The 26,359-nt window shown below is 45.2% G+C and carries 21 protein-coding genes; 12 read left to right on the plus strand and 9 right to left on the minus strand.

Annotation, left to right across the window (positions count from 1 at the left end; translation table 11 throughout):
* Positions 1 to 9: 9 nt before the first annotated feature.
* A complete protein-coding gene (gene mazG / locus HMPREF9140_RS00885) occupies positions 10 to 891 on the minus strand; it encodes a nucleoside triphosphate pyrophosphohydrolase (protein WP_025073371.1) in 882 nt (293 codons plus the stop codon).
* Positions 892 to 1,026: 135 nt separating this feature from the next.
* Between mazG and HMPREF9140_RS00890 the strand changes: the two genes are divergently transcribed.
* The 6 genes from HMPREF9140_RS00890 to HMPREF9140_RS00915 all read left to right on the plus strand — a co-directional run bounded on the left by HMPREF9140_RS00890 (position 1,027) and on the right by HMPREF9140_RS00915 (position 8,227).
* Positions 1,027 to 3,663 carry a valine--tRNA ligase gene (locus HMPREF9140_RS00890; protein WP_006951108.1) on the plus strand — a complete coding sequence of 879 codons (2,637 nt, stop codon included), beginning with the start codon at positions 1,027 to 1,029 and terminating at the stop codon, positions 3,661 to 3,663.
* Positions 3,660 to 4,844 carry a clostripain-related cysteine peptidase gene (locus HMPREF9140_RS00895; RefSeq protein WP_006951109.1) on the plus strand — a complete coding sequence of 395 codons (1,185 nt, stop codon included), beginning with the start codon at positions 3,660 to 3,662 and terminating at the stop codon, positions 4,842 to 4,844. The genes HMPREF9140_RS00890 and HMPREF9140_RS00895 overlap by 4 nt, the downstream gene beginning before the upstream one ends.
* 186 nt (positions 4,845 to 5,030) lie before the next feature.
* Positions 5,031 to 5,741 carry a hypothetical protein gene (locus HMPREF9140_RS00900; RefSeq protein ID WP_025073372.1) on the plus strand — a complete coding sequence of 237 codons (711 nt, stop codon included), beginning with the start codon at positions 5,031 to 5,033 and terminating at the stop codon, positions 5,739 to 5,741.
* A gap of 67 nt (positions 5,742 to 5,808) precedes the next feature.
* Complete coding sequence (locus HMPREF9140_RS00905; protein WP_006951111.1) at positions 5,809 to 6,507, plus strand: hypothetical protein; 699 nt, start codon at positions 5,809 to 5,811, stop codon at positions 6,505 to 6,507.
* Positions 6,504 to 7,163: a hypothetical protein gene (locus HMPREF9140_RS00910; RefSeq protein WP_006951112.1), complete on the plus strand. Its 660-nt coding sequence runs from the start codon at positions 6,504 to 6,506 to the stop codon at positions 7,161 to 7,163. Before HMPREF9140_RS00905 ends, HMPREF9140_RS00910 begins: the two co-directional genes overlap by 4 nt.
* A 347-nt stretch (positions 7,164 to 7,510) precedes the next feature.
* Positions 7,511 to 8,227, plus strand: a complete 717-nt coding sequence (locus tag HMPREF9140_RS00915; RefSeq protein WP_006951113.1) for a hypothetical protein — start codon at positions 7,511 to 7,513, stop codon at positions 8,225 to 8,227.
* 997 nt (positions 8,228 to 9,224) lie between these two features.
* Here HMPREF9140_RS00915 and aspA read toward each other — a convergent pair.
* Entirely contained in the window at positions 9,225 to 10,640 is a 1,416-nt protein-coding gene (gene aspA, locus HMPREF9140_RS00920) for an aspartate ammonia-lyase (RefSeq protein ID WP_006951114.1), read from the minus strand.
* 242 nt (positions 10,641 to 10,882) lie between these two features.
* Between aspA and rlmD the strand changes: the two genes are divergently transcribed.
* The gene (gene rlmD / locus HMPREF9140_RS00925; RefSeq protein WP_006951115.1) at positions 10,883 to 12,310 is read left to right on the plus strand and encodes a 23S rRNA (uracil(1939)-C(5))-methyltransferase RlmD; all 1,428 of its coding nucleotides are present in this window, start codon (positions 10,883 to 10,885) and stop codon (positions 12,308 to 12,310) included.
* A gap of 86 nt (positions 12,311 to 12,396) precedes the next feature.
* Here the strand turns inward: rlmD and HMPREF9140_RS00930 are convergent, their stop codons facing one another.
* Positions 12,397 to 13,353 (minus strand): NAD-dependent epimerase/dehydratase family protein, encoded by a 957-nt coding sequence (locus HMPREF9140_RS00930; RefSeq protein WP_006951116.1) that lies wholly within the window; start codon positions 13,351 to 13,353, stop codon positions 12,397 to 12,399.
* Positions 13,354 to 13,534: 181 nt separating this feature from the next.
* Between HMPREF9140_RS00930 and kbl the strand changes: the two genes are divergently transcribed.
* Entirely contained in the window at positions 13,535 to 14,722 is a 1,188-nt protein-coding gene (kbl, locus tag HMPREF9140_RS00935) for a glycine C-acetyltransferase (RefSeq protein ID WP_006951117.1), read from the plus strand.
* Between the two features lie 752 nt (positions 14,723 to 15,474).
* Complete coding sequence (locus HMPREF9140_RS00940; protein WP_006951118.1) at positions 15,475 to 15,891, plus strand: HU family DNA-binding protein; 417 nt, start codon at positions 15,475 to 15,477, stop codon at positions 15,889 to 15,891.
* Between the two features lie 186 nt (positions 15,892 to 16,077).
* On the opposite strand, the gene HMPREF9140_RS00945 is transcribed toward HMPREF9140_RS00940, so the two are convergent.
* From HMPREF9140_RS00945 to HMPREF9140_RS00965, 5 genes are all read right to left on the minus strand, one after another.
* On the minus strand, positions 16,078 to 16,557 hold the full coding sequence (locus tag HMPREF9140_RS00945) for an S-ribosylhomocysteine lyase (protein WP_006951119.1): 480 nt from the start codon (positions 16,555 to 16,557) through the stop codon (positions 16,078 to 16,080).
* 11 nt (positions 16,558 to 16,568) lie between these two features.
* Entirely contained in the window at positions 16,569 to 17,267 is a 699-nt protein-coding gene (locus HMPREF9140_RS00950) for a 5'-methylthioadenosine/adenosylhomocysteine nucleosidase (protein ID WP_006951120.1), read from the minus strand.
* A gap of 117 nt (positions 17,268 to 17,384) precedes the next feature.
* Positions 17,385 to 19,418, minus strand: a complete 2,034-nt coding sequence (locus HMPREF9140_RS00955) for a M13 family metallopeptidase (protein WP_006951121.1) — start codon at positions 19,416 to 19,418, stop codon at positions 17,385 to 17,387.
* Positions 19,419 to 19,456: 38 nt separating this feature from the next.
* The gene (locus HMPREF9140_RS00960; RefSeq protein WP_025073373.1) at positions 19,457 to 21,391 is read right to left on the minus strand and encodes an ABC-F family ATP-binding cassette domain-containing protein; all 1,935 of its coding nucleotides are present in this window, start codon (positions 21,389 to 21,391) and stop codon (positions 19,457 to 19,459) included.
* A gap of 822 nt (positions 21,392 to 22,213) precedes the next feature.
* Positions 22,214 to 22,879, minus strand: a complete 666-nt coding sequence (locus tag HMPREF9140_RS00965; protein WP_006951124.1) for a hypothetical protein — start codon at positions 22,877 to 22,879, stop codon at positions 22,214 to 22,216.
* 323 nt (positions 22,880 to 23,202) lie between these two features.
* Between HMPREF9140_RS00965 and HMPREF9140_RS00970 the strand changes: the two genes are divergently transcribed.
* Together HMPREF9140_RS00970 and HMPREF9140_RS00975 are read left to right on the plus strand one after the other, a co-directional pair.
* Complete coding sequence (locus tag HMPREF9140_RS00970; RefSeq protein WP_006951125.1) at positions 23,203 to 23,913, plus strand: glycoside hydrolase family 25 protein; 711 nt, start codon at positions 23,203 to 23,205, stop codon at positions 23,911 to 23,913.
* Positions 23,914 to 23,973: 60 nt separating this feature from the next.
* Entirely contained in the window at positions 23,974 to 25,203 is a 1,230-nt protein-coding gene (locus HMPREF9140_RS00975) for a zinc ribbon domain-containing protein (protein ID WP_006951126.1), read from the plus strand.
* Here HMPREF9140_RS00975 and HMPREF9140_RS00980 read toward each other — a convergent pair.
* The gene (locus HMPREF9140_RS00980) at positions 25,196 to 25,852 is read right to left on the minus strand and encodes a SprT-like domain-containing protein (RefSeq protein WP_006951127.1); all 657 of its coding nucleotides are present in this window, start codon (positions 25,850 to 25,852) and stop codon (positions 25,196 to 25,198) included. The genes HMPREF9140_RS00975 and HMPREF9140_RS00980 overlap by 8 nt on opposite strands.
* Positions 25,853 to 25,968: 116 nt before the next feature.
* Here HMPREF9140_RS00980 and HMPREF9140_RS00985 point away from each other — a divergent pair.
* On the plus strand, positions 25,969 to 26,359 hold a 391-nt coding region (locus HMPREF9140_RS00985), incomplete at its 3' end, for an IS5/IS1182 family transposase (RefSeq protein ID WP_006951128.1).

Below are 26,359 nucleotides of genomic sequence, written 5' to 3' on the forward strand. Positions count from 1 at the left end.
TTCATTTGATTAGTTTTCGTTATTAATTTTCTTTGCTTCGTTCCACAGTTTGTCCATCTCTTCGAGTGTGAGCGATTTGAGTTCACACCCACTTTCGTAAGCTTTCTTCTCAATATAGTTGAATCGTTGGATGAACTTTTGATTGGTAAATTCGAGAGCATTGTCAGGGTTGAGATCGTAGAGTCGGGCAGCATTGATAATGGAGAAGATGAAGTCGCCCAGTTCCCGCGTGGAGGTTTCTTTATCTCCTTTTTTTAGTTCCGTTTCCAGTTCACTGAGTTCTTCGCGCACTTTGTTCCAAACGTCATCTCGATTTTCCCAATCGAAGCCTACGTTGCGGGCTTTTTCTTGGATACGAAATGCTTTTATGAGCGATGGTAGGGATAAGGGAACTCCGGAAAGAACGGTTTTGTTTCCATCGCGTTCCTTTTGTTTCTGTTGTTCCCAAGTCGATTCTACTTGGGCCGATGTCTCTGGGGCTTGTGAATATTGGATAGATGTTGCAGATTCATCTTTATAAACCACTTGTCCAGCGGAGTTTATTCTCATCTCATGGTTGGAGAGTTCCCATCCTTGCCAGTCGATAAAGTCGTGGCGAAACATGAGTTTATCTGACTGCATATTGCAAACATCTGCAATGTCAAAGTCGCCCGTTTCGCTTCCGATCAGGGAGTAGAGCACGATGTGTTCCATCACATCACCAAGTTCTTTGCAGATGTTTTTGGAATCGTTTTTGATGAGTGCATCGGTTAATTCGAAGACTTCTTCTACAGTGTGAGGTCGCAAACTTTCATAGGTTTGTTTTCTATCCCAAGGGCATTCCTTTCGTAGTCGTTCCTGAATGTCTAACAATCTGGAAAAGGCCTTTAATTTTTCTTCTTTTGTGTGCAAGATGATTGATTTCTAAAAGTGTAGAGAAGCTCTCATTACCACTATATTACCGGTACAAAGGTAGATTATTTAGCATGGCTTTTGTATTTTTGCATTCGTTTTTAATGTTAATAAAGAATTAATAATACACACAGAATGGAGCTTGCAAGTAAATACGACTCGCAGAATGTGGAGTCGAAATGGTATAAATATTGGGAGGAAAACAAATTGTTCAGTTCGAGGCCCGACGGACGGGAACTATATACGATTGTGATGCCGCCACCCAACGTAACCGGTGTGTTGCACATGGGGCACATGTTGAACAATACTATACAGGACATTCTGGTGCGTCGCGCTCGTATGGAGGGCAAAAATGCATGTTGGGTTCCGGGAACCGACCATGCCTCGATTGCTACGGAGGCCAAGGTCGTAGCTAAGCTGGCCGAGCAGGGAATAAAGAAAACCGATATCACTCGTGATGATTTCCTGAAACATGCGTGGAATTGGACGAATGAGCATGGTGGTATCATCTTGAAGCAATTACGCCGGTTAGGAGCTTCGTGCGACTGGAATCGTACAGCGTTCACAATGGATGAGGAACGGTCGAATAGTGTCATCAAGGTGTTCTGCGATTTATACGATAAAGGTTTCATCTATCGCGGTGTGCGCATGGTGAATTGGGACCCGCAGGCACAAACAGCATTGAGCGATGAAGAGGTGATATATAAGGAGGAACATTCAAAGCTCTATTATCTCAAATATATGGTGGTTGAGGAGCCCGGTCGATATGCTATCGTGGCTACCACGCGTCCGGAGACGATTATGGGCGACACGGCCATGTGTATCAACCCTAACGACCCGAAGAATACGTGGCTCAAAGGCAAGCACGTTGTCGTTCCGTTGGTGGGTAGAGAGATTCCTGTCATCGAAGATGAGTATGTGGATGTAGAGTTCGGTACCGGATGTCTGAAGGTGACACCTGCGCACGATATCAACGACCATCAGCTCGGATTGAAGCACGGTCTTGCAACCATCGACATTTTCAACGACAACGGAACAATCTCCGAAGCTGCCGGACTTTACGTCGGCATGGATCGTATGGACGTGCGCAAGCAGATAGCCATAGATCTCGAAGATGCGGGATTAATGGAAAAGGTGGAGGATTATGATAACAAGGTTGGATATTCTGAACGTACGCACGTGCCCATCGAGCCGAAACTGTCTACACAATGGTTCCTTAAGATGCAGCACTTTGCCGACCTTGCACTGCAGCCGGTGATGGACGATGACATTCGTTTCTATCCGCAGAAATACAAGAATACCTATCACCATTGGCTCGAAAATATCAAAGACTGGTGTATCTCACGACAACTATGGTGGGGACATCGTATTCCGGCTTATTATTTCATTGTCGATGGCAAGCGCGAATATGTGGTTGCACCTTCTGCCGAAGAGGCTTTGACAAAGGCAAAACAGAAATGCAATGCATTGACTGCTGCCGACCTTCAGCAGGATGAAGATTGTCTTGACACGTGGTTTTCGTCGTGGCTCTGGCCTATTTCCATCTTTGACGGAATCAACCATCCGGACAACGAGGACATAAAATATTATTATCCCACGAGCGACCTCGTAACTGGCCCCGATATTATTTTCTTCTGGGTGGCACGAATGATTATGGCGGGCTACGAATACAAGGGTAAGATGCCTTTCAAGAATGTGTATTTCACGGGTATTGTGCGTGACAAGCTCGGCCGCAAGATGTCGAAATCACTTGGCAATTCTCCCGACCCAATAGAATTGATAGATAAATATGGTGCCGACGGTGTACGCATGGGAATGATGCTCTCCGCACCGGCCGGCAACGATATTCTCTTCGATGAAACGTTGTGCGAACAAGGACGCAATTTCAACAACAAGATTTGGAATGCATTCCGACTCGTGAAGGGGTGGGAAGTGGCCGATACCGAACAGCCCGAAGCCAGCCGAATCGCTACCCGATGGTTCGAAGCCAAACTTCGCGAAACCAACGAGGTGTTGAACGATCTATTCTCGAAGTATCGCATCTCAGAGGCCTTGATGGTTGTCTATCGTCTCTTTTGGGACGAGTTCTCCAGCTGGTATCTCGAAATGATTAAGCCTGCTTACGGTACGGCTATCGACCGCGTAACTTACAACATTACGATTCGATTCTTCGAGACCTTGCTCAACATGCTTCACCCATTCATGCCTTTTATCACCGAAGAATTGTGGCAACATCTTTTCGATCGTAAGGCTGGCGAATCCATCATGTGCGAAAGATTGCAGATCGCTGTTCCTACGGAGGATGACAAGCGGCTAAGCTCCGATATTGAACTCGTGAAGCAGATTGTTAGCGGCGTTCGCACTGTTCGCAATCAAAAGAATATCGCCCCCAAAGAGCAACTCGTTCTCCACGCTATCGGACAGAATCGATTCGCAGCTTACGATGGCATCGTTATAAAGATGGCTAATCTCGCCAGCATAGAAAACGTGAGTGAAAAGGCTGCCGATACTGCGCAATTCATGGTCGGAACCGACGAATATGCCGTACCCGTTGGCAGCCTCATTGACATTGAGGCCGAAATCAAAAAGCAGGAAGCCCAGCTGGCTCATCTTGAGGGATTCCTCGCGGGCATCAAAAAGAAACTCGCCAACGAACGTTTCGTAGCCAATGCTCCTGAGGCTGTCGTAGCCCTCGAACGCAAAAAACAAAGCGACTCCGAGGAGAAGATAACTGCCTTGAAACAATCACTTTCAGAACTTAAAAAGAAATGAAAAAACTCCTACAGCTCCTCTTCGGAACATTGCTTTTCGTACTCGCTTCGTGCAAAACCGACGTGCCGGCACCTTATCCGCTCCCGCAAGCACATGCCGACAAAACCCTGTTTGTTTACATGCCCTGGAGCGCTGCCCGGAATAGTAACTTCGGGAGTCTATATCAGGCTTTCCAACGTAACATCAGCGACATGAAAACTGCTATCGAAGCAGATGGCGGCTTATATCGTAACCGTCTTATCATCTTCATCTCTACGTCATCGTCTTCCGCCGTGATGATGGAGATAACTTATAAAAACGGCGTATGCCACGAGGACACCCTAGAGCGATATGCCGCTGCAAACCTCCCGGAACTCACTACCGCCGGAGGTATAGCCAATGTTCTCGGCACGATGAAATCAAAAGCGCCTGCCAATCAATACGCAATGATAATAGGATGCCACGGCACCGGATGGCTCTTTTCAAACGGTGGCAGACGAGTATCCACACGCTATTTTGGCGGCTCGGAACCTTATACCCAAACAAACATTCCAACTCTCGCCGAAGCTATTAGTAGGGCCGGAATGCATATGCAGTTCATTATGTTCGACGACTGCTACATGTCGAACATCGAAGTGGCCTATGAACTCCGCAACGTCACATCACACCTCATCGGATGTGCAAGTGAAGTGATGGCCTACGGAATGCCATACCATAAAATGTGGCGCTATTTGGCCCAGTTGTCGCCCGATTATCAACGTATCGTCAACGAATTTCACAACTTCTACTCAACCTACAGCACCCCCTGTGGCAACATCGGTATAACTGATTGCGCTGTGGCCGACGAGATGGCCGGAGTGATGAAACAAATCAACGCCGCATACACTTTCAACCTTGCCGACACTCTGCAAGTTCAGAAGCTCGATGGTTATCGCAATACCATTTTTTATGATATGGGCGATTATGTCGACAAACTCTGCGGTGGCACGGCTCTCTATACCGCCTTCCAATCTACGCTGAGTCGACTTGTACCCTATAAATCGACCACTCCAAGTATCTATACTAACTTGGGCGAAACACCCAGTCGATACATTTCTGTGACACGTTTCAGCGGTATAACCATAAGTGATCCCACCGTCTCTAGTTACGAATCGGCCTTTCTAAACAAAACCCATACCCAATGGTGGCAGGTCACTCATTGACGAGCTGATTTTTTGTTCCGTATTTTTTGTATATACCTTGCGTCTGCCTGCAAACGCAAAACGATTCTGCATGAGCTTTGCAGAACTCCTGCAAGTGTAAAACACTTTTGCCTCAACCTTGCAGGCCGGCCAGCAAACAATATAGAATAACGAATGGTGATTATATATAAATGGATTGAAGTAAATATGAAAAGGATAGGTTTAATGGTCATTATGGGCTGGCTGTTTCTGAACATTTCAAATGCTCAGAGTTTAACTGAACAGATAGAACAAGCTTATAACAGGCTTGACTCTGCTTCTTACATTGACAATATCATACAGTCTTATGCAAAATGTTTGGACAATGCGGATAAAGAGACATACGACTTACTTGTAAAGATGCTGGGCTCCGGTAGTGATAGTATAAGCGTCATTCGGGCGAAAAACAGAGTTGATAGTATATTTCCAGACTTTTTCCAAAGTAGTAAAATTTCTAATGCGCGAGATGTTGAGCAATTCGAGAATCGTGTAAAATCAGGAATACCGCTCTACGTTTTGAATTTAAGACTGAAAGATGGGCAGACATTGCAGGCAGATACAAGCAGACTAGCTTTTAATCTTTATTATTTTGGCAAAAAATATAAAGGACGTTTATACGTATATTGTTATGAAGGAGAGTGTGGGTACGATTCTTATTATAGAACTTGTTCTCGAAAGCTTGGAAAGAACGCTCCAAAAGTTTTTCGGAAAATAATGCGTAAACATTCTAAGTACCTATTGTATTGCACAGACTTGGAACGCATGAACACTATTTTATATGTAATCGGCAATGACATATATATCTACAGAATTTCTCAAATGCAGGAATATAAATTAGATGACTATATGGAGAATAGAAAGGTTATCAAGAAATCATGATGGGTCGACTACACGTTCGCTTGATAGAAATATAAGATGCCCGAATGCTGCCGAGCACGAATAATCAATGTCGTTTTTCACCATAGAACAAATAATCGAAATGGGTAAATCAATCTTTTTAATTCTCTCCACTTTATTGGTGGGATGCGCCACAACTCCGCGATATGTGGTGCTAAATAAACAACAGTCGATGTTCTGTAATTCGGAAGAGATAAAAGAACTCAACTATTTAGCATGTCTTGCAATAGGAAGAGGCACAGAGCGAAAAGAACTCGACAGTATATACATCTATCACGTAAGAATATGTACCACACCACTTTCGTGGACCAACGATTCTATAATATCTCATTATAAGTTTGTAGATGAAGATTTCGACGAGGCTGTCTTCTTTAAGTATTTATCGCCAAGCTCTTGGGTCTACAACGGATTTTGGGGCTTGAGAAAGGAAAAAAGATATCCCTATACACACACTTTCGTGTTCGATAAAAATAAGAGGTATGCCGGTTTTGTTTCTGCACAATGGTTTAAAGGGCGTAGTTGGGCTAAGCAGATTGTTCCACCGGCAGCTCTGATAAAAGAATTGGAGAACGATAGTTTGACGGGGTTATTTGCCTTAGGCATATATGGAATTTCAAACGGAAACCGTAATACCATTTTTGCTACAACTCGCAATGGTGATATAAAGGCGTTTTCATACAACGACTCCATAACCCTGGAGAAATTAACATTAAAAGAGTTTGGTGAGAAATACATAATGAAGAAATGAGTAAATCAATCTTTTTAATTCTCTCCGCCTTATTGGTGGGATGCGCCACAACTCCGCGATATGTGGTGCTAAACAAACAACAGTCGATGTTCTACTCGCCAGAACAGGTGAATGAACTCAACAACCTGACACGCTATTTGATAAAACGCAGTCGTGAAGGGAAGTTTTTAGACAGTATATATGTTTATCATGTAAGAGCCTTCAACATACCCTTCAAAGTAGATATAATTGATCCCGACGTGAGGAATTCTCCTTTTGTAGATGAAGACTTCTGTGGCCCGGGATTCCTTAATAAAGTGTGTGCTGAACCTATTTATAGCTTAGCCTTAGGTAGTAGAAAGAAAAAATATCCTCACACAGACTCTTTTGTGTTCAGTAAAGACAAAACGTATGGCGGATGGGCCTGGATGGGATGGTTTACCGGACGATATTCGGGTGTGAAAGTAACATTCCCGCCTGCCGAACTGATAAAGGAATTTGAGAACGACAGTCTGACGGGCTTCTTTTCGTTATTCAATATGGAATATCATAGAGATATAGGCAAAGTTATTTTTGCCACAACTCGCGATGGCGGAGTAAAAGTGTTTTCTTACAACGACTCCACAATATTGAGGCGATGGACGTTGAAAGAGTTTGGCGAAAAATATCTCAGATAACTTTTTAGTCAACTTGGAGGAGTTTGGTCTTGCGCTGTTAGCGCAAATGCAATACAAAACTGCATGGGCTAATAGCCTTGTTTCCTGAAAAAAGATTGTTCTGTACTCATAGAAGAGTTCCAGAGGGAGATGCATAATCAATATCGATACAGAATAAACTTCAGATAATGGCACGAGTATTATTCTCTACAGAAAGATACCCAAAATGAGTAAATCAATCTTTTTAATACTCTCCGCCTTATTGGTGGGCTACACCACAACTCCGCGATATGTGGTGTTCTTTAAATTATCTTCTGTTAATAACAAATTGTGGTTATATATATAGATATAAATGGATTAAAGTAAATATGAAAAGGATAAGTTTAATTTTCATTATGGGGTGTCTATTTTTGAACATTTCAAATGCTCAGAGTTTAACTGAACAGATAGAACAGGCTTATAACAGGCTTGACTCTGCTTCTTACATTGACAATATCATACAGTCTTATGCAAAATGGTTGGACAATGCGGATAAAGAGACATACGACTTACTTGTAGAGTTTGCGTGTTCCGGTAGTGATAGTATAAGCGTCATTCGGGCGAAAAACAGAGTTGATAGCATGTATCCACCAAACTATTTCCAAAGTTGTAAAATTACGAATGCACGATATCTTAAAGAATTTGAGAATAGTGTGAAATCAGGAACACCACTCTACGTTTTGAATTTAAGACTGAAAGATGGGCAGACATTGCAGGTAGATACAAGCAAACTAGCTTTTAATCTTTATTATTTTGGCAAAAGATATAAAGGACGTTTATACATATATTGTGATGAAGGAGAGTATAGCTGGCAGGATTCTTATTACAGAACTTTTTCGCGAAAGCTTGGAAAGAACGCTCCAAAAGTTTTTCGGAAAATAATGCGTAAACATCCTAAGTACCTATTGTATTGCAGAGACCTGGGATGCATGAACACTATTTTATATGTAATCGGCAATGACATATATATCTACAGAATTATTCAAATGCAGGAGTATAAATTAGACGACTATATGGAGAATAGAAAAAGGTTATCAAGAAATTAATGATGGGGGGCGACTACAAGACACACAAGTGCTAAACGTTTTCATTCCAATGCCTATTTTGAGATGGAATAACCAATCTACAAATACGGTGATAATCTTTTCCAAGGTGGATATGACACCGCAATAGTTTATGGAAGTAGGAAGTTGAACATTATAGAGCCTAATCGTAAATAGGCTTAGTAAGATGAGAAAGGCTAAGTAGTTGTTTATACTAAGATTTTTATTTTATGTTGTCTATTTGAGAAAAGAACTCATGCTTAACCTTGCGGTCGGTGAAGAGATATATCCGGCAAAGTTGGGAGAGAATGGTTGCTGTTTCTTTCCATAAAGATTCTAAAAACATTTTGGAAATGTGAGTAGCGTGGAGAGAGGTTTTGAAGAGGTTTAGGTTTTATCGTGAGCCTAAAATATTCAAAATCTCTCTATACGATTCTGGTTATTGATTCCGGAAAGTTCCGAAGTTATAAAATAATAGTATAGATGTAGTTCGGAACTTTCCGGAGATATGTAATAATAGTTTAAATTAAGTTCGGAGCTTCCCGAATGTATAAAAGACTGTTTAAATAACCTTTGGACTTTTCCGGAGATATATAATAGTAGTGTAAATAGTATTCGGAATTCCCCGAAATTATAAAATAATAGTGTAAATATAGTTCGGAACTTCCCGAAGATATAAAATAATAGTGTGAATTAAGTTCGGAACATTCCTGAGATGTATAATAGTAATGTAAATAGTATTCGGACTTTCCCGAATAAGTGTAATAGTAGTGAAAATAATATTCGGAGTCTTCCGAACTTGTATAATAATAGTGTAAATATGGTTCGGGATTCTCCGGAGATGTAAAACAAGAATACGTGGGTTAGTTTTAAGAATCTACTTAAGTCTACTAATTCACGTATAAAATGTGATAATGGAAAACGGGCTCGCAACCTTTGTGGATGCGAGCCCGTTTGATTGAACGGTTGGGTTAAACAACCATTAGATAATCAATATAAATTATTTCACCATTTCTTCCGGGTCGAGCATGTGTGATGGATCCAGGATAGCGTCGAGTTTTTCCTTGGTGAGGAGTTTCTTTTCGAGCACGAGGTCGTATACCGAACCGCCAGTTGCAAGGGCTTCTTTGGCAATCTTGGTGCTATTTTTATAGCCGATGTAGGGATTCAGAGCCGTAACTATTCCGATGGAATTTCTAACCATATTTAGACAGCGCTCTTTGTTCACGGTTATACCGTCGATACATTTCTCGCGCAAGGTATCCATAACGTTCGGCAGCCAGGTTAGATTTTCAATCAAACATTCGGTGATGATTGGCTCCATAACGTTGAGTTGGAGCTGGCCGGCTTCGGCGGCAATCATGATGGTTGTGTCGTTGCCGATTACCTTGAAGCAGGTTTGGTTTGTTACTTCGGGGATAACCGGATTAACCTTCCCGGGCATGATGCTTGAACCGGGAGCCATGGGTGGAAGGTTGATTTCGTTCAAGCCGCAACGCGGACCGGAGGCCATGAGGCGAAGGTCGTTGCAAATCTTGGACAGTTTAACGGCGAGACGTTTCAAGGCCGAGGAGTAGCTTACGTAAGCTCCCGTGTCGGGCGTGGCTTCAACCAAGTCGGTAGCCAGTTCGAATGGTTCGCCGGTTAGTTCGGCCAGTTTCTTGGTGCAGAGTTCGGCAAAACCTGGCGCAGCGTTCAAGCCGGTTCCGATGGCTGTACCGCCCATGTTGATTTCGTGGAGCAACCTTACGTTGCGCTCCAGGTTGGCAACCTCTTCTTCGAGATTATTTGCATAGGCGTGGAATTCTTGTCCGCTGGTCATTGGCACAGCGTCTTGCAGTTGGGTACGGCCCATCTTGATAACGTCTTTGAACTCATCGCCCTTGGCGCGGAAGGCTGCGATGAGTTTTTGCAGACTGGCCACGAGATTCTTGTTCATGCGAATGAACGTAAGGCGAATCGTCGAAGGGTAAGCGTCGTTGGTCGACTGTGCGCAGTTCACGTGGTCGTTGGGTGAGCAATATTGATATTCGCCTTTCTGATGCCCCATGATTTCGAGTGCGCGGTTAGCAATCACCTCGTTTGCATTCATGTTCACAGATGTTCCGGCTCCACCCTGCACCATGTCTGTGGGGAAATCTTCGTGGAATTTACCGTCGATTATTTCGCGACAGGCTTGAGCAACTGCGGCCGAAATCTCATCGTTGATTTGTCCAAGCTCATGGTTAGCTTCAATAGCAGCGAGCTTCACATAGGCAATGGCGATAACGTAGTCGGGATAGTCGCGCATCTTTTTACGCGAGATGTGATAGTTGTTGATGGCACGTTGTGTTTGCACGCCGTAATACGCCCCTTGAGGCACTTGGAGTTCGCCTAACAGGTCGCTCTCCACACGAAATTTTTTGTCTGTTGTCATGTCTCGTTCTGTATTTTTATTGTTTAGATATTTATTTCGTTGGCTTAATAGTCAGCCGTGCAAATATAGTAAGATACGGGCACATCAAACATCATTTTGCCACTATTTTTCTAGTCTAGAGCTTTAATGCCGGCATGTGAGCTATCAAACTGTCAGTATATGGGACTGCAGACACTATGTGTCACAATAGAGCTCATGTTAAAATAGCTACCTTTGCCCATCTCATAAACACGAACAAGAATATGTCCAGAAAAAGAAAAGCCTTGCCTCTACTCGAAAGCATAGAAATCGAAGCTGTGGCAGCCGAGGGTAAAGCCCTGGCACACGTAGACGATATGGTGATATTCGTGCCATTCGTCGTTCCAGGTGATATTGTTGACCTGCAAATCACGAAAAAACGCCGAAACCATTGCGAGGCAACCGCGGTGAGATTTAAAACCTACAGTCCTATGCGGGTAGAGCCCAAATGCAAGCACTTTGGAATATGTGGTGGATGCAAATGGCAAAATCTTCCCTACAATGAACAGCTCAAGGCTAAACAACAGCAGGTGATTGACCAGTTGACGAGAATAGGTAAGATTGAATTATCCGAAATTCAACCCATATTGCCCTCCGAACAAACGGAACATTATAGGAATAAACTCGAATTCGGATGTGCCAACAAACGATGGTATACCAAGGAAGAACTAGCCTCGTTACCTGTTGATGCTGGACTAAACCAACCTGCTATAGGTTTCCACATAACCGGAGCATTCGATAAGATATATCCTATCGAGCGATGCCATCTCATGGATAATCTTAACAATCTTATCCGAAATGAAATCAGAGACTATGCCCTTCAAAACGAAATTAGCCTCTACGATCAGCGACTACACGAAGGACTCTTGCGCAACATAATGCTCCGTAACTCGAATACGGGTGAGTGGATGCTTCTCATACAATTTCACTTCCAACATCCTGACGACCGTGACACAGCATGCCGTCTCATGGAGCATATCGCGCAGAAGTTTCCCCAGATAACATCCCTGCTTTACGTGGATAATCAAAAGGCTAACGATACTTTCAGCGACCTTTCTGTTCAACTGTTCAAAGGCAATGACCACATCTTCGAACTCATGGACAATCTCAAATTCAAGGTGGGGCCCAAAAGCTTCTATCAGACCAACACTGAGCAGGCATACCGACTATATTCCGTGGCCCGACAATTCGTACAGCTCACAGGTGATGAACTTGTCTACGACCTCTACACCGGAACAGGAACTATTGCCAACTTCGTAGCTCGACAAGCCCGACAAGTAATCGGAATCGAATATGTGCCCGAAGCAATCCACGACGCCCGTATAAATTCTCAGATAAACAATATCGAAAACACCCTATTCTTCGCAGGCGATATGAAAAATATCCTAATTCCGGAGTTCATCAGCGAGCATGGAAGACCTGATGTAATAATAACCGACCCGCCACGAGCTGGTATGCACCCTGATGTTATAGATACTATCATCAAAGCTCGCCCTGCCCGCATTGTCTATGTGAGTTGTAACCCGGCTACTCAAGCTCGAGACCTTGCCTTGTTAGATAGGTACTATAAAGTAACTGCTGTGCAACCCGTCGATATGTTCCCTCATACACCTCACGTCGAGAATGTAGTTAGACTTGAAATCCGAGAATAATAATCCCACTCTATATATAACGAAAGGCGCAGGTGCTGCTCATTGCAGACCTGCGCTTTAATCTTAATAGTATATCGCAAGAAAAATTATTTCAAGAGTTTTTCGCTTAGATGTTTGAGCATATCGATTGTCATCGATTGTAGGTCGAACTGCGGTTTCCATCCCCATTCGGCACGTGCGCAAGAGTCGTCCATACTGTCGGGCCAGCTTTCGGCTATGCTTTGTTTCAATGGGTCTACATCATATACCATTTTGAAGTCTGGTTTACTTTTCTTTATCTCATTATAGATTTCTTCCGGGTCGAAGCTCATCGAAGCGATATTGAATCCGTTGTGGTGGATGAGTTTTGAGGCGTCGGCTTCCATTAATTGGATAGCTGCATTCAGGGCATCGGGCATATACATCATGTCCATCATTGTGCCTTTCTGAATAGGGCAAACGAATTGTTCGCCTTTGACGGCCGAATAATATATGTCGACTGCATAATCAGTTGTGCCGCCTCCGGGAGGTGTTACGTATGAGATAATGCCCGGGAAGCGCACCGAGCGTGTGTCGACACCATATTTTTTCTGATAGTAGTCGCTCAACAACTCGGTTGTTACTTTTGAAACTCCATAAATCGTGCCGGGACGTTGAACGGTATCCTGTGGAGTTTGCAAATGAGGTGTGTTGGGGCCGAACGATCCGATTGAACTCGGGGTGAACACGGCGCATTTATTTTCGCGTGCAATTTCCAGGATGTTCCAAAGTCCGTCTATTCCGATTTTCCATGCCAATCGTGGTTTGGCTTCGGCAACAACAGAAAGTAATGCGGCTAGATTGTAGATTGTGTCGATGTTATGTTTCTTTACGACGTTGGAAATCATTTCCGGATTAGTGACGTCGCACTCGGCTGATGGGCCGTTTTCTTTTAATTCTCCAGTCGGTTCTGCTCCTTTGATATAGCCAGCAACGACATTTTCGTTCCCATAACGTTTTCTTAATTCTCTGGTAAGTTCCGAGCCAATCTGACCTGTAGAACCAATCACTAAGATATTTTTCATATTATTATTTGTTGTGTTTTATTTACGGAATGCAAAATAAGAGCTTTTAAACCGAACGTCTGAAATTAAAGTATTAAAATTGTGCAAAAGCATAAACGCATCATAAAAAAACTTTAGCGCCCAACTTTGTTCTCGGAATTATTGAGTTACTTTGCCTCCGAAAATTAAAAAATCTAATGTTATGTACGGAAAAATGAAAGAACATCTCAGCAATACTCTTGCAGAGATTAAAGAAGCAGGTCTTTATAAGGAAGAACGTCTGATTGAAAGTCCGCAACAAGCTTCCATTTTGGTTAAAGGCAAGGAAGTGCTCAATTTCTGCGCTAATAATTATCTGGGGTTATCGAACCATCCTCGACTCATCGAAGGAGCCAAGAAGATGATGGACAAACGTGGCTTCGGAATGTCGTCGGTTAGGTTTATCTGCGGCACTCAGGACGCTCACAAAGAGCTCGAGCAGGCTATTTCGGAATATTTCAAAACCGAAGATACGATTCTCTATGCAGCTTGTTTCGATGCTAATGGTGGAGTGTTTGAACCGCTGTTCACCGACCAGGATGCAATCATCTCCGACTCGCTAAACCATGCTTCAATCATTGACGGTGTGCGCCTTTGCAAAGCCAAGCGTTATCGCTATGCAAATGCAGACATGGCCGAACTCGAGAAATGCCTCCAGGAAGCTCAGGCGCAACGTTTCCGCATAATCGTTACCGACGGAGTATTTTCGATGGATGGTAATGTAGCTCCAATAGATAAGATTTGCGACCTAGCCGAAAAATATGATGCCCTCGTTATGGTAGATGAATCGCACTCGGCAGGAGTTGTTGGCGAAACCGGTCACGGAGTGAGCGAACTATGCAAAACTTACGGACGGGTGGATATCTACACCGGAACACTCGGAAAGGCTTTCGGCGGAGCATTGGGCGGATTTACCACCGGACGAAAAGAAATCATCGACCTTCTTCGTCAACGCAGTCGCCCCTATCTATTCTCCAACTCTCTTGCTCCGTGCATTATCGGAGCCAGCTTGGAGGTTTTCAAGATGCTCAAGGAAAGCAATGAGATTCACGACCGCTTAGTTGAAAATGTGAACTACTTCCGCGACAAAATGATGGCAGCCGGCTTCGACATCAAACCAACGCAAAGTGCAATCTGCGCCGTGATGCTCTACGATGCCAAACTATCGCAAGTGTACGCGTCGAAAATGCTCGAAGAAGGTATCTACGTAACCGGATTCTACTATCCGGTGGTTCCGAAAGACCAGGCCCGCATCCGCGTTCAGCTGTCGGCAGGCCATAATCGTGAACAGCTCGACAAGTGTATCGCAGCATTTGTAAAAGTCGGTAAGCAACTTGGTGTGCTGAAGTAGTCGGCATCTCCTGTATTTATTATCGTAAGATATAGCGGAAGCCATATCAGAGCTCCTAGAGAGCTTTGGTATGGCTTCAATCGTATAAAGAAATGAACAAGAATACTATCCTTCATCGCAAGCCGTGAATGTTACTGCGCTCAAAGTCAACAGGCCGGCGGGTATAAGATTAATCGCTCTGTTCATTTATCACAAGAAAAACTGTCAACCCTACCTGTTTCCAGTCATTTCATAGAAAACCGTACCCATCAAGGCTTGGTAAAATGGAGAGAAAATATATCGGATAATCATCTGATACACAGCGTGTCACGAAAAGGTCGTATTGAGGTCTGAAAAAGGTACTATCGTTTTGCCCAAAAAGTACTATCGTTTTACCCAAAAAGTACTATCGTTTTGCTCAAAAGGTACTATCGTTTTTCCGGAAGAGTACCATCATCTTCTCGGAAGAGTACTATCGTCTTTCATGAAAGGTACTATTGTCTTCTCGGAAGAGCACTATCATTTTTCCTGAAAGTGCTATCGTTTTCTCGGAAGGGTACTATCGTTTTGCCCAAAAAGTACTATTGTCTTCTGCGAAAGCTAATATCGGATAAGAATAAAAGTAGTATTCCGAGGCGAGGAAAGTAGTATGGCTCGTTTGGAGGCACAGCGTCTTTTCGTTATATTTGAGGCAGACACTCGGGCGAAAGGTTCTGTGAAGTGTGCAGATAACGTCGCCGCTGTGTTTTTTTAACAATCTAAATTTTAGTATTATGGACTATTCATTGAACAAACGAAAACTGAGTGTTGGCCCTAAAAAAGGGCAGGAAGTGTTCGTGGCAAGCCCGGTTTGCCAGAAACAGCGCATTTCGTTCGACAAACTCTGCGAGCGGATGGCCGAGGACAGTACGGTGGGCGACGCCGACGTGGCTGCCGTGTTCTACAAGTTCCGCAAGGTGCTCAACGAGTATTGCTCGAAGGGTTACATCGTCGATGGCGGTCCGCTCGGGACGTTCCGGCCCACGTTCACCTCGAAAGCCGTAGCGAGAGAAGAGGATTTCAAACCCACGGAGTGCATCTCGAAAACGCAGATTCTCTTCACACCCACGGCCGATTTCCGCCGGCTGAAGAACGTTGAGTTCTTCCGCGTATCGAAGCAGAAGAAAGATGGGAAGGTCGTCGAAGGTTAGCATCTGCTGAAGAATTACATTAAAAATCCTCCCCGGCCCTACGAGCCGAGGAGGATTTTTCAAAGGATTAATCTATATTCCTAATCCATCGTTTATTAGCCTCGATATCCCACTTTAAATGCCTTTTACCACCATTGGCTTTCTGCGCGAAAAGCTACGGTTGCAAAGATAGGGTAGGAGGGGGGCTCATCCCGGATAACGGAGGTTCTCCTCCTTTATGCGATTGAGCGTTGTGTCGAGGAATCGGCGAGCTTCCCATCGAGCCATGGGCAGGTCGTGCAATAAATAGTTACCGCAGTCGCGCGGAGCAGCCCCTGGAATCTCGCTGTTGAATGAAGCTATGAACTCAAAGGTGCGCTTCATCAGTTCAACGATATCTTTCGATTCCAGGTTTCCTCGTACAATCAGATAGTTTCCGGTGAGGCATCCCATTGGGCCCCAATAGATAATTCGGTCGGCCCACTCTTTGTCGTTTCGCAGATAGGTTGCCGCAAGATGTTCGATGGTGTGCAGCGCACCGATGTGTAGTGCCGGCTCGCGATTGGGTGCTTTCATTCTGATGTCGAAAGTGGTCACGGTTTCGGTTCCCACATCGTCTTTCCGACTCACGTATATGCCCGGCAGCAATTGCTCGTGGTCGATGTTGAAGGATGGAATTTTTTTCATTATCGTTGATGTTAAATTATTCTCAGGAAGTGTTTCGTAACCTCGAAACTTCCGTCGGCTATGCGTTCCCAGAAATCGAAGTATTGGCTGGCTTGGTGGTCGTTCAGTGGTACGTCGCTTATCACTCTGAAGGAAATGAATTTCACGCCGTAGATGTGACACACCTGTGCGATGGCGCAGCTTTCCATGTCAACAGCCATGGCGTCGGGGAATTGGTTGAGGATGGATTTCATTTTCTCCCTACTGTCCACGAACCATTCTCCGCTCACAGTCAGTCCGCTCCGAATCCGGAGTTTTCCTTCCCATTCCAATTCATTTAACGAGAGTGCTTTTTCAACCAGTTCGCGTGGCGCTTCGAATCGGGCAGGCATGCCGATAATTTGTCCGAAGCTTACTTCGTTTCCGCAATATGCGTCGTGATATGCACATTCCGAGGCCACGGCTACGTCCATAACCTCTAGTTCCTTATCAGCTCCGCCGGCGCATCCGCTGGATATGATGAGGTCAGGGTGGAAATTGTTTATCAATTCAACGGTTCCTACAGCGGCGTTAACCTTTCCGATTCCGCATTTCATCAGAATTACTTCTTTGCCCGCGGTATTACCGATGACGAATTCATTTTTTCCTCGTTGTTCGGTTGTTATGTTATCGAGAATTGATTTGAGTTGCTTGAACTCCTTGTCCATCGCAACGATTATAGCTGTTTTCATGCTACAAAGGTAATGAAGTGTGTCGCCAGATTAGGAATAAAAATCCGGCGCTTACGCTTGTTGTGATTGCGTAAACGCCGGAGATCGTGGGGTGTTTCTCTGCCTTAGGCGAGTATATTACCAGAGGCGGAGGCGTTCTGATTCGGGTATGAAGAGCTTGTCGGATGGTTTAACATTGAAAGCCTTATACCACATGTCGATATGAGGTAGAGCGCCGTTCACGCGCCAGCGACCGAGTGAGTGAGGGTCGCTCTTGGTACGGTTGCGAATTTCGGCTTCGGTGATGTTGGCTGCCCACACGCCTGCATAGGCCAAGAAGAAACGTTGCTCGGGAGTGAAGCCCATGAGGTTCTTTTGTTTCTTGCCTTTTGTAGCGTTTTCGAAAGCTACGAAAGCTACTTGTAGGCCACCATGGTCGGCTAGATTTTCACCTAGGGTTAGTTTTCCGTTTGCATTTAGGTCGGGCAGAACTTTTATTGCGTTGAAGAAGTCGGCATATTTTCCGGTGCGTGCATCGAAGTTTTTGCCATCTTCGGCAGTCCACCAATCGGTCATGTTTCCGTCTTTATCGTAGTGTCGTCCTTGGTCGTCGAATCCATGAGTCATTTCATGCCCTATGACAACTCCGATTGCTCCGTAGTTGAATGCGTCGTCGGCTTTGGGGTCGAAGAACGGATATTGTAGGATACCGGCTGGGAAGCATATTTCGTTTGTTGTCGGATTATAGTATGCGTTGACGGTTTGGGGTGTCATAAACCATTCTTCCTTGTCGACAGGTTTACCGGCGCGTTCGTTGATTTGCATTTCCGACCAGAACTTGCGGCAGTTCTGTACGTTCTCGTAGTAAGACTTCGAGGGGTCGATTGTGAGGCGGCTCATATCTTTCCATTTGTTTGGATAGCCCACTTTAACATAGAATGTGGAGAGCTTGTCGAGGGCGGCTTTCTTTGTTGCATCGCTCATCCAATCCTGTGCCTTGATGCGTTCGGCCAGACTGATTTGAAGGTTGTGGATGAGTTCTTCCATACGCTTTTTGCTGGTTGCGGGGAAGTAGCGTTCGCAGTAGATTCGGCCGAGCGCCTCTCCCATCTGACTTTCGGTTTGCTGTGTGGCACGTTTCCAGCGTGGATAATCTTCCTTGGTTCCACGCATTGTTTTGCTGAAGAAGTCGAAATAGCGTGCACGTACTTCATCGCTTAGCAGATTAGCCGAAGATATGATGGCATCCCATTGCATGCAGGCGCGTAGTTCGTCGGCGCTTTCGGTTGCGATGAGTTTGTCGAGTCCGGCGAAGAAAGTGGGTTGACCAACAACCATTTCACGAATGTAATCGGTTTTGATTCCTTCGGCGTTTGCCATTTTCTGCAATGGAATATTGGGATATTTCTCTTCAAAATCTTTCAGGGTCATCTTGTTGTAGTTGGCTTCAACGTCGCGCAGTTCGGTGCGACTCTTGGAGATGAGCGCCAGAGTTGTTTCGAAGCGCATGATGTCGTTACGTTTCTGTATAGCCTGGGCCTCGCTGAATCCGAAGAGTTTGAACATATCGACGATGAACTGCTTGTAGGCGTTGCGGATGTCGACAGTTGCTTTGTCGTTGTCGAGATAGTATTCTTTGAGTCCGAGGGTTAGTCCGCCTTGCGAAATGTTCAAGATGTTTTGCTTAGCGTTCTTTTGGTCGGCGTCGAATCCGTAGCCCATCGGAACTCCATAGCCGAAGGTTGCGTATTTGAGCTGCAGGTCGCGTAGGGCAGCTACAGTCTTAGCGTTTTCCATCTCCTGTAGCAGTGGCATAACCGGCGTAACGCCTTCTTTGTTTCGGCGCACGGAATCCATTGCGAGCTTGTAGAAGTCGCCTAATTTCTGCTCAACCGTTCCGGGTTTAGTTTGCTTTTTGAGCAGTCCGGTTAGGATTGAGTTGATGCGTTTGCTGTTGTTTTCCTGTAATTGGTCGAACGAGCCGAAGCGTGAAAAGGCTCCTGGAAGCGGATTATTTTTCTGCCAGCCGCCAGTTGCGAACTCATAGAAATCGTCGGCAGGTTTAACAGCTTTGTTCAGGTTTTCGGCTTTTATACCGGCCTGCTCTTGTGCCATACCTGCCATGGGCGCTGATGCGATGAGCATCATCGGTAGGATTTGTTTCATTTTCATTGTTCTGATGTTTATTTAAAAGATTAAAAGTGTTTCTCTTATTTCAGTTGTTCGAGCTCTTCGGAGAGTTTGAGCCAGCGATTGTTTTCGTCGTCCAGGGTGCGTTTGAGCTCGGTGTATTCGGTGACGAGTGTCATGTCGGAAGCTTTTTCAGGCTTCATAAGCAGTTGGTCGAGTTCGTTTATTCGCTTTTCCATCTGCGATATTTTCTTTTCAGATTCTTCGACGGCACGTTCGGCCTTACGAAGTTTCTTTTGTTGTTGTTTGCGCTGGTCGTATTGCTGTTTGCGGTTGTTTTCTACAGGTATTTCGGGTTTGGAATCCTGAGTTGGGGCAATGTTCCGGTCGATTGCCTCCTGAATGCTACCGGCGTTACGTTTGCGAATGTAGTCGTATATCCCGCCGATGTGTTCGCGCACCTGCCCGTGTCCGAATTCGTAGACCTTGCTAACCAGGCCGTCTAGAAATTCGCGGTCGTGCGACACGATTATAGCCGTTCCGTCGAAAGCTCGTATAGCTTCCTTGAGCACTTCTTTCGAGACCATGTCGAGATGATTGGTGGGCTCGTCGAGGATGAGCAGATTCACTGGTTCGAGAAGCAGTTTTATCATTGCCAATCGCGAACGCTCGCCACCCGAGAGCACTTTTACATACTTATCGGCCGTTTCTCCGCCGAACATAAACGCGCCCAGGATATCGTTTATACGCAGGCGAATTTCGCCGGTTGCTACGCGGTCGATTGTTTCGCGAATTGTTAGTTGTTCGTCGAGTAGCTGTGCCTGGTTTTGGGCAAAATATCCAATCTGAACGTTATGTCCGATTTTTAGTTCGCCGGTATAGTCGAGTTCGCCGGTGATACACTTTACAAGAGTTGACTTGCCTTCGCCATTCTTGCCCACGAAGGCCACCTTTTCGCCGCGCCGAATTTCCATCATCACATCTCCGATGACCTTGTGCGAGCCGAAGCTTTTTGAGAGCGAATCGATGAGAATGGGATAGTCGCCGCTTCGCAAACAGGGCGGAAATTTCAGTCGGAGGGCCGATGTGTCTACCTGGTCGATTTCAATTGGAACAATCTTTTCCAGCTGTCTGATTCGCTGTTGAACCTGTACGGCTTTAGTTGCCTGATAGCGGAAACGTTCGATGAAAGCTTTTGTATCGGCAATTTCTTTCTGTTGATTTTCGTAGGCCCGCAGTTGCTGTTCGCGACGTTCTTTTCGAAGGGTGAGATACTCGTCGTATTTCACCCGATAATCCTCGATTCTTCCGCAGTTTATCTCCAATGTTCGGTTGGTTACGTTGTTGATAAAGGCGCGGTCGTGCGATACCAGTACAACGGCTTTGGCGCCTTGCACGAGAAACTGTTCGAGCCATTGAATGGATTCTATATCGAGATGGTTTGTTGGCTCGTCGAGGAGTAATACGTCAGGTTTACGAAGAAGAATTTTGGCTAGTTCTATTCGCATTCGCCATCCACCGGAGAACTCGCGTGTGGGTCGTTCGAAGTCGGTGCGTTCGAAGCCGAGACCAATGAGTGTGCGTTCTATTTCGGCCTCATAATTCTCGCCGCCCATCATGATGAATTGTTCGTGAGCTTGCGTGAATTGCTCCACTAATCGTGCGTATTCCTCGCTTTCATAGTCGGTTCGTTCGGCCATTTCGTTCTGCATCCGTTCTATTCGGCGTTGCAGTTCGGTGTTATCGGCAAACGCCTTTCGGGTTTCTTCTTTAACCGATGTATCGTCTGAAAGTTTCATCACCTGCGGCAGGTACCCAATGGTAGTATCTCCGGCCGTAGCCACGTTTCCGCCGGTTGGTTTCTGCGCCCCGCACAGAATTTTCAGCAGGGTTGATTTGCCCGCTCCGTTTTTCCCCACAAGAGCAATTCTGTCGCGGTCGTTCACCACGAAAGAAACATCTTGAAAGAGCGGCTTCACGCCGAACTCCACTTTCAAATTTTCAACTGAAATCATAATTGCTTTTTGTGTATTTCTTATGGATGCCAGTGCGGTTGCAAACCGTTTGTTTTTCAGGTTTAAGCGTCTGCTATCAAGCATCGGCAAAGGTAATATTTATTTTTAAGGTGAGTTTTTGAGAGGGTGGATATACCACAAATCATTTAATCCCATAAAAAGCAAACCTGCACTCGGCCGGGTAGGCCGAATCGGCATGGGTATCGGACAGACACGGGGTCTGTCCCTACACCTGCGGGCGTTCCGCCCGAATTGGCATAAAAGCCCAGACGGAACAGGTAGGAGAAATGTTATGGGGCTCGGCCGACAGGCCGCATGTAGGGACAGACCCCGTGTCTGTCCGATACCCATGCCGATACGTCTGCCCGCCCCCGTCCGACAAGGGCAGGATAATTTCTCTTAAACCGAATACATGTATATATAAAAACGGTCGACCTGCACGCGTCGTCACGACGGATGCAGGTCTTAATGATTATATAAACGATTTATCTTTCTTCCCCGGATTCGGGGAGGGAGAGGGAATTATTTCCCCTTATACTTTATCTTCTCCGGGGTCTTCTTCTCGATCGGGTTGGGGGGTCCGCCATCGGTTCTGCGGAACTCGCGGGCGAATGAGGGAGCGCCGTGAGACAGGCTGCGCTCTCGCCGTTGGATTTGACTCGTCGCCCTTTGGCGAAGCGTTGCATGACCCTCACTTTGCGTCGATTTTCTCTGGGGGGGCGTTGCGTGACCCTCACTCTACATCGATTTTCTCCGCGGGAACGTTGCATGACCCTCACTCTACGTCGATTTTATCTGCGGGAACGTTGCATGACCCTCACTCTACGTCGATTTTCTCCGGGGGAGCATTGCGTGACCCTCACTCTGCGTCGATTTTATCCGAGGGAGCGTTGTGTGACCCTCACTCTGCGTCGATTTTCTCCGGGGGAGCATTGCGGGAGCATCACTCATATTGCGGTTTTTCCCAAAGGTTCCACCGGTGAACTTCATTTGTAATTTTGTAAAGTCTGTTCCGGGCAATAAATATATTTTTTTATCAGCTGTTACTGCTCCAAAGACATTCGTTCCTGTTAGTTCTGCTCCAGAAAAGGTCAAGGTAGATGGAGAAATACTGCCCGCGGTCTGTGTAAAAGAATTCGTCGCCCCAACATACACCAATTTTGTTTTGGCGCTAGTTCCGACAGGAGTTACTGAAGCTGTTGTGCCAGAGGATAATTTGCCATAACATTCCAGAAATACTTCTATACGTGAGCATGCGTGCCTCATATTGAAAGTAATATGCTGTTGAGCAGTATAACCATATATCTCTTGTGTTGTCTGGCAGATATAGGCTTCTTTAGCGTCATTTATATTTAACTCCAGATTATTACCGACCTCTTGGAACTTATCGTTGTAGCATACAAAATTATAGCTTCCCGGCTCTAGAATCATTTTAGTAGCCGAGCTGGCGTCGGGAGTGAATGTGGAACCATTAAAAGTTCCTTTCATAGAGCCTTTCAACACCCCACCTTGATATGCACGTATGGAATAATGCTTATTTATTATTGCTCGAGTGCGCGGCTTGATGTGTGTACCCGATTCGGAAATTTGAACCTCGGCCTCGATGCCGTCTCCTAAATCGACAAACTCGCTCGAAATTGGCTTAGCCTGTGCACGAGTGTCGCTTTCTTGATTTAGAACAAGAGATACGCGAGTTCGGTTTTAATAGAGCGGAGATATATGAATTATACATGGAGTTAAATAAATTGGCAAAGACGTAATAAAATATTCGCCAAAAATATTTATCGACCTAATATGCTACCTTTGCAAACATGAGAACGAAGCGAATTTCATTTTTAATCTTCTTAAGTACATTCATTTATCTAAGTGCCAACGCGCAATACGGCGTTCAGTGCGAAGACACCTGTAACCATGTTCATGGATTGGATATGAGTCATTATCAAGGTAGTGTTTGGTGGGAAACGGTTGCCGAAAACAGCAACCACAAACTCAACTTCGTTTATCTGAAAGCTACTGAAGGAGGAGCTAGAATCGACAAGAGGTATCTTGAGAATATCGAGGCAGCCAAACGGGTTGGAATGAATGTTGGGTCGTATCATTTCTATAGGCCGGCCGTTCCGCAAATTGAGCAATTGCGCAACTTCCGTATGCAATGTAGGCCGCAGGAACAAGACCTGATTCCTATGGTTGATGTGGAAACAACTGGTGGATTGCAAAGAGATGCTCTGCGCGACAGTTTGCAAAAGTTTCTGCAATTGATGACTGCTGAATATGGAGTTCGGCCACTGGTTTATACCTATACTAATTTTTACGACCGATACCTTAGCGGTATTCTTGACGGCTATAAACTCTTCATTGCACAATATTCGCGTCAGGAACCGGTGTTGAAAGACGGACGCGACATCTTTGCATGGCAATACACCGGCAAAGGACACATAAATGGCGTGAAAGGATATGTAGACAAAAGTAGGTTGATGGGAAGGCACAGTATGCGCGAAATTCGCTTCAGGAAAAGACGCTAAGAACTCTTTTTACACACAGATTTTTCAGGTAACACAAGAAATAAATATAGTCAGAGAAAAATGATTATCAAATGTCCGGAGTGCGGCCATCAGGTGAGCGACAAAGCACCTGTTTGCCCAAGTTGCGGCGTAGAAATAGCCGGTCATCTCATTAAATGTTCAAACTGCGGCGAACTCTATTTTAAGAGCGAAGAAACATGCCCGAATTGTCACAGTACGGAGCAGTTTCACAACGTAGGTTCGCAAAATAGCGGGTCGGAAGATGTTGAAGAAAGCGAAGTGCAATATCAGCCGTCGCCAATAGAAGAATTCGTTAGTCGGGAGGATGAGCAAGACGATTATGAACCCGAAATGTTAAACAGCTACGCTCAGCAAGCCGACATGGAAGAAATTCCGGAGTCGGAAGCCGAACCTGCCGAGCAGCAAAATAAGAATCATGTGCAGCTTCTCGTTTCGTTCATTATTGCTTTGGCTATATGTGGCGTTCTCTTTTATTTCTACAAGCAAAAGGATGGCGACACCACCGAACCCGAGGCGTTCGAATATACAATGAAAAACGCAAGTCCCGGAATACTCGAACAGTTCCTCGAGGATTATCCCGATGCTCCTGCAGCCCACACAAAGGCTGTGAAAATCCAACTCGCGGCAATGAAGCAAAAGAACGACGAAAGAAGAAAAATTTTGCAAAGCACGAGCCGAGCAGAAATCATTGCATTTCTGAAATCCAATCCGTCGTCGGAATACAAGCACGAACTCGAAACGAAACTCGATGAAATGGATTGGGCCGAGGCTGTAAAAGGAAATTCCGAGGAGTCGTTTCTCGCCTACAAGCAACGTCAGCCAAACGGAACGCACAACGGTGAGGCCGACGAGAAATTGAAGGTTCTGCTGGTTCACACAGCGTCGCAAGCCGACAAAACAAAGGCCGTCGAAGCAGTTCGGAAGCTACTGCGTGGCATAAATACCAAAAACGGAGCGCAGATTGCCGAAGCCGTTGCGCCATCGTTTAATTTCCTTGGTTCGGCAGGGGCGACGGCTGCTAGCGTGGAGAAATATTCAAGGGATAAGCTCTATCAGGCCGATGTGAAAACGGTTAATTGGTTCCTGGGCGAGGGGGCTGATGTGACTACTGAGAAAAACGATGACGGAACGGCCGAACAGCATCTTAATATTCCTGCCCGACTGGAAATAAACCGCCAGGGCGGACTTTCGCGAAAAAACTATCAGATAAAGGCTGTTGTGCGAAACGGAAAAATCGTTTCCATCAACTGGACTATGCGCTCTAAGTGAGAAGGAACGGAGAGGTGAGAAGTCGCATTTTGCGAATCATTTCTTTGAATCGAAGCTCGTCTACTCGAATGCCACGCAAAGACCGAACGCGTGGCATGTTCTGGAAGAAATCGTCTTTCGAGCTGAACCAATCGTAGCTTTTTATTTCGGTTGCTGTTTGTAGTTGAGTCTCAATTTTCTTTACGGCGCTCGGATTAACGGAACTCAGAAAATGGGATCCGTTTTTTGTTGTCACGCCCAGAACCAGATAATCTTTCCGTTCCATGGCGTTGCGCGGTACCAAGCCTTCGGTTTTCATTGTCACGGTTATGTTTCGACGGAACTTGCGATTGATAGTTTCCATCATTGCTTTGAACACGGTGCCATGGGCCGATGTGTCGACCAATCCCAGATAAGAAATCGCGTAATGAATCATTTCGTGAATCAGGATGTCGTCGAACTGCGTGCTCGACAAGTCGTAATAGGTTGAAACATAAATCGTGTAGTCTTTCGTCCACCATTTTCCCATCCAGGTTTGCCTGCATTGCATCCTACCGAGTTTTGTTTTTGATTTTGCCAACCTAAGGCGTGGTCGCGGCAGTTTGTTATCGAACATTTTTATGTTGTATTTGTCGAAAGCTTTGTCGAGATATTCTTCTGTGATAATCATCGTTTATGGTTCTTGAATTAATTCCGTACAAAAGTATCCGAATTGAGCGATATGAGACCTCTGCAAAACTCCTCCTATAATTTGTCTTTCTTAAATATTTTTTGTACCTTTATGGTATGAAACAAAAGTTATCCTCTCCAAGTTTTGCTGACCTATTCCTTGGGCAAAGAAAGGTCAAGCAGACATTCTTTTCACAAATAAACACAGTCATTGATTGGGCACCTATTCGTGCTATAATAGAAGTGGCTTATACAAAAGGCTATAAGTCTACCGGCCGGCCCGGCTATGACAGCCTTGTTTTATTCAAGATTGAATTACTCCGCACCTGGTATGGTCTGAGTGACGGAGAAGTTGAAGAACAGGTTAACGACCGCCTGTCTTTTAGTCGCTTTGCAGGTCTTGGCATGGAAGATATCGTCCCTGACAGTACTACCGTGTGCCGTTTTCGCAACATTCTTGTTGAAGCGGATTTGTATGATACGCTTCTTGAGGAGTTTAATCGGCAAT

This window comes from Prevotella micans F0438 (assembly GCF_000243035.1).
In the GTDB taxonomy this organism is placed as follows: Bacteria; Bacteroidota; Bacteroidia; order Bacteroidales; family Bacteroidaceae; genus Prevotella; species Prevotella micans.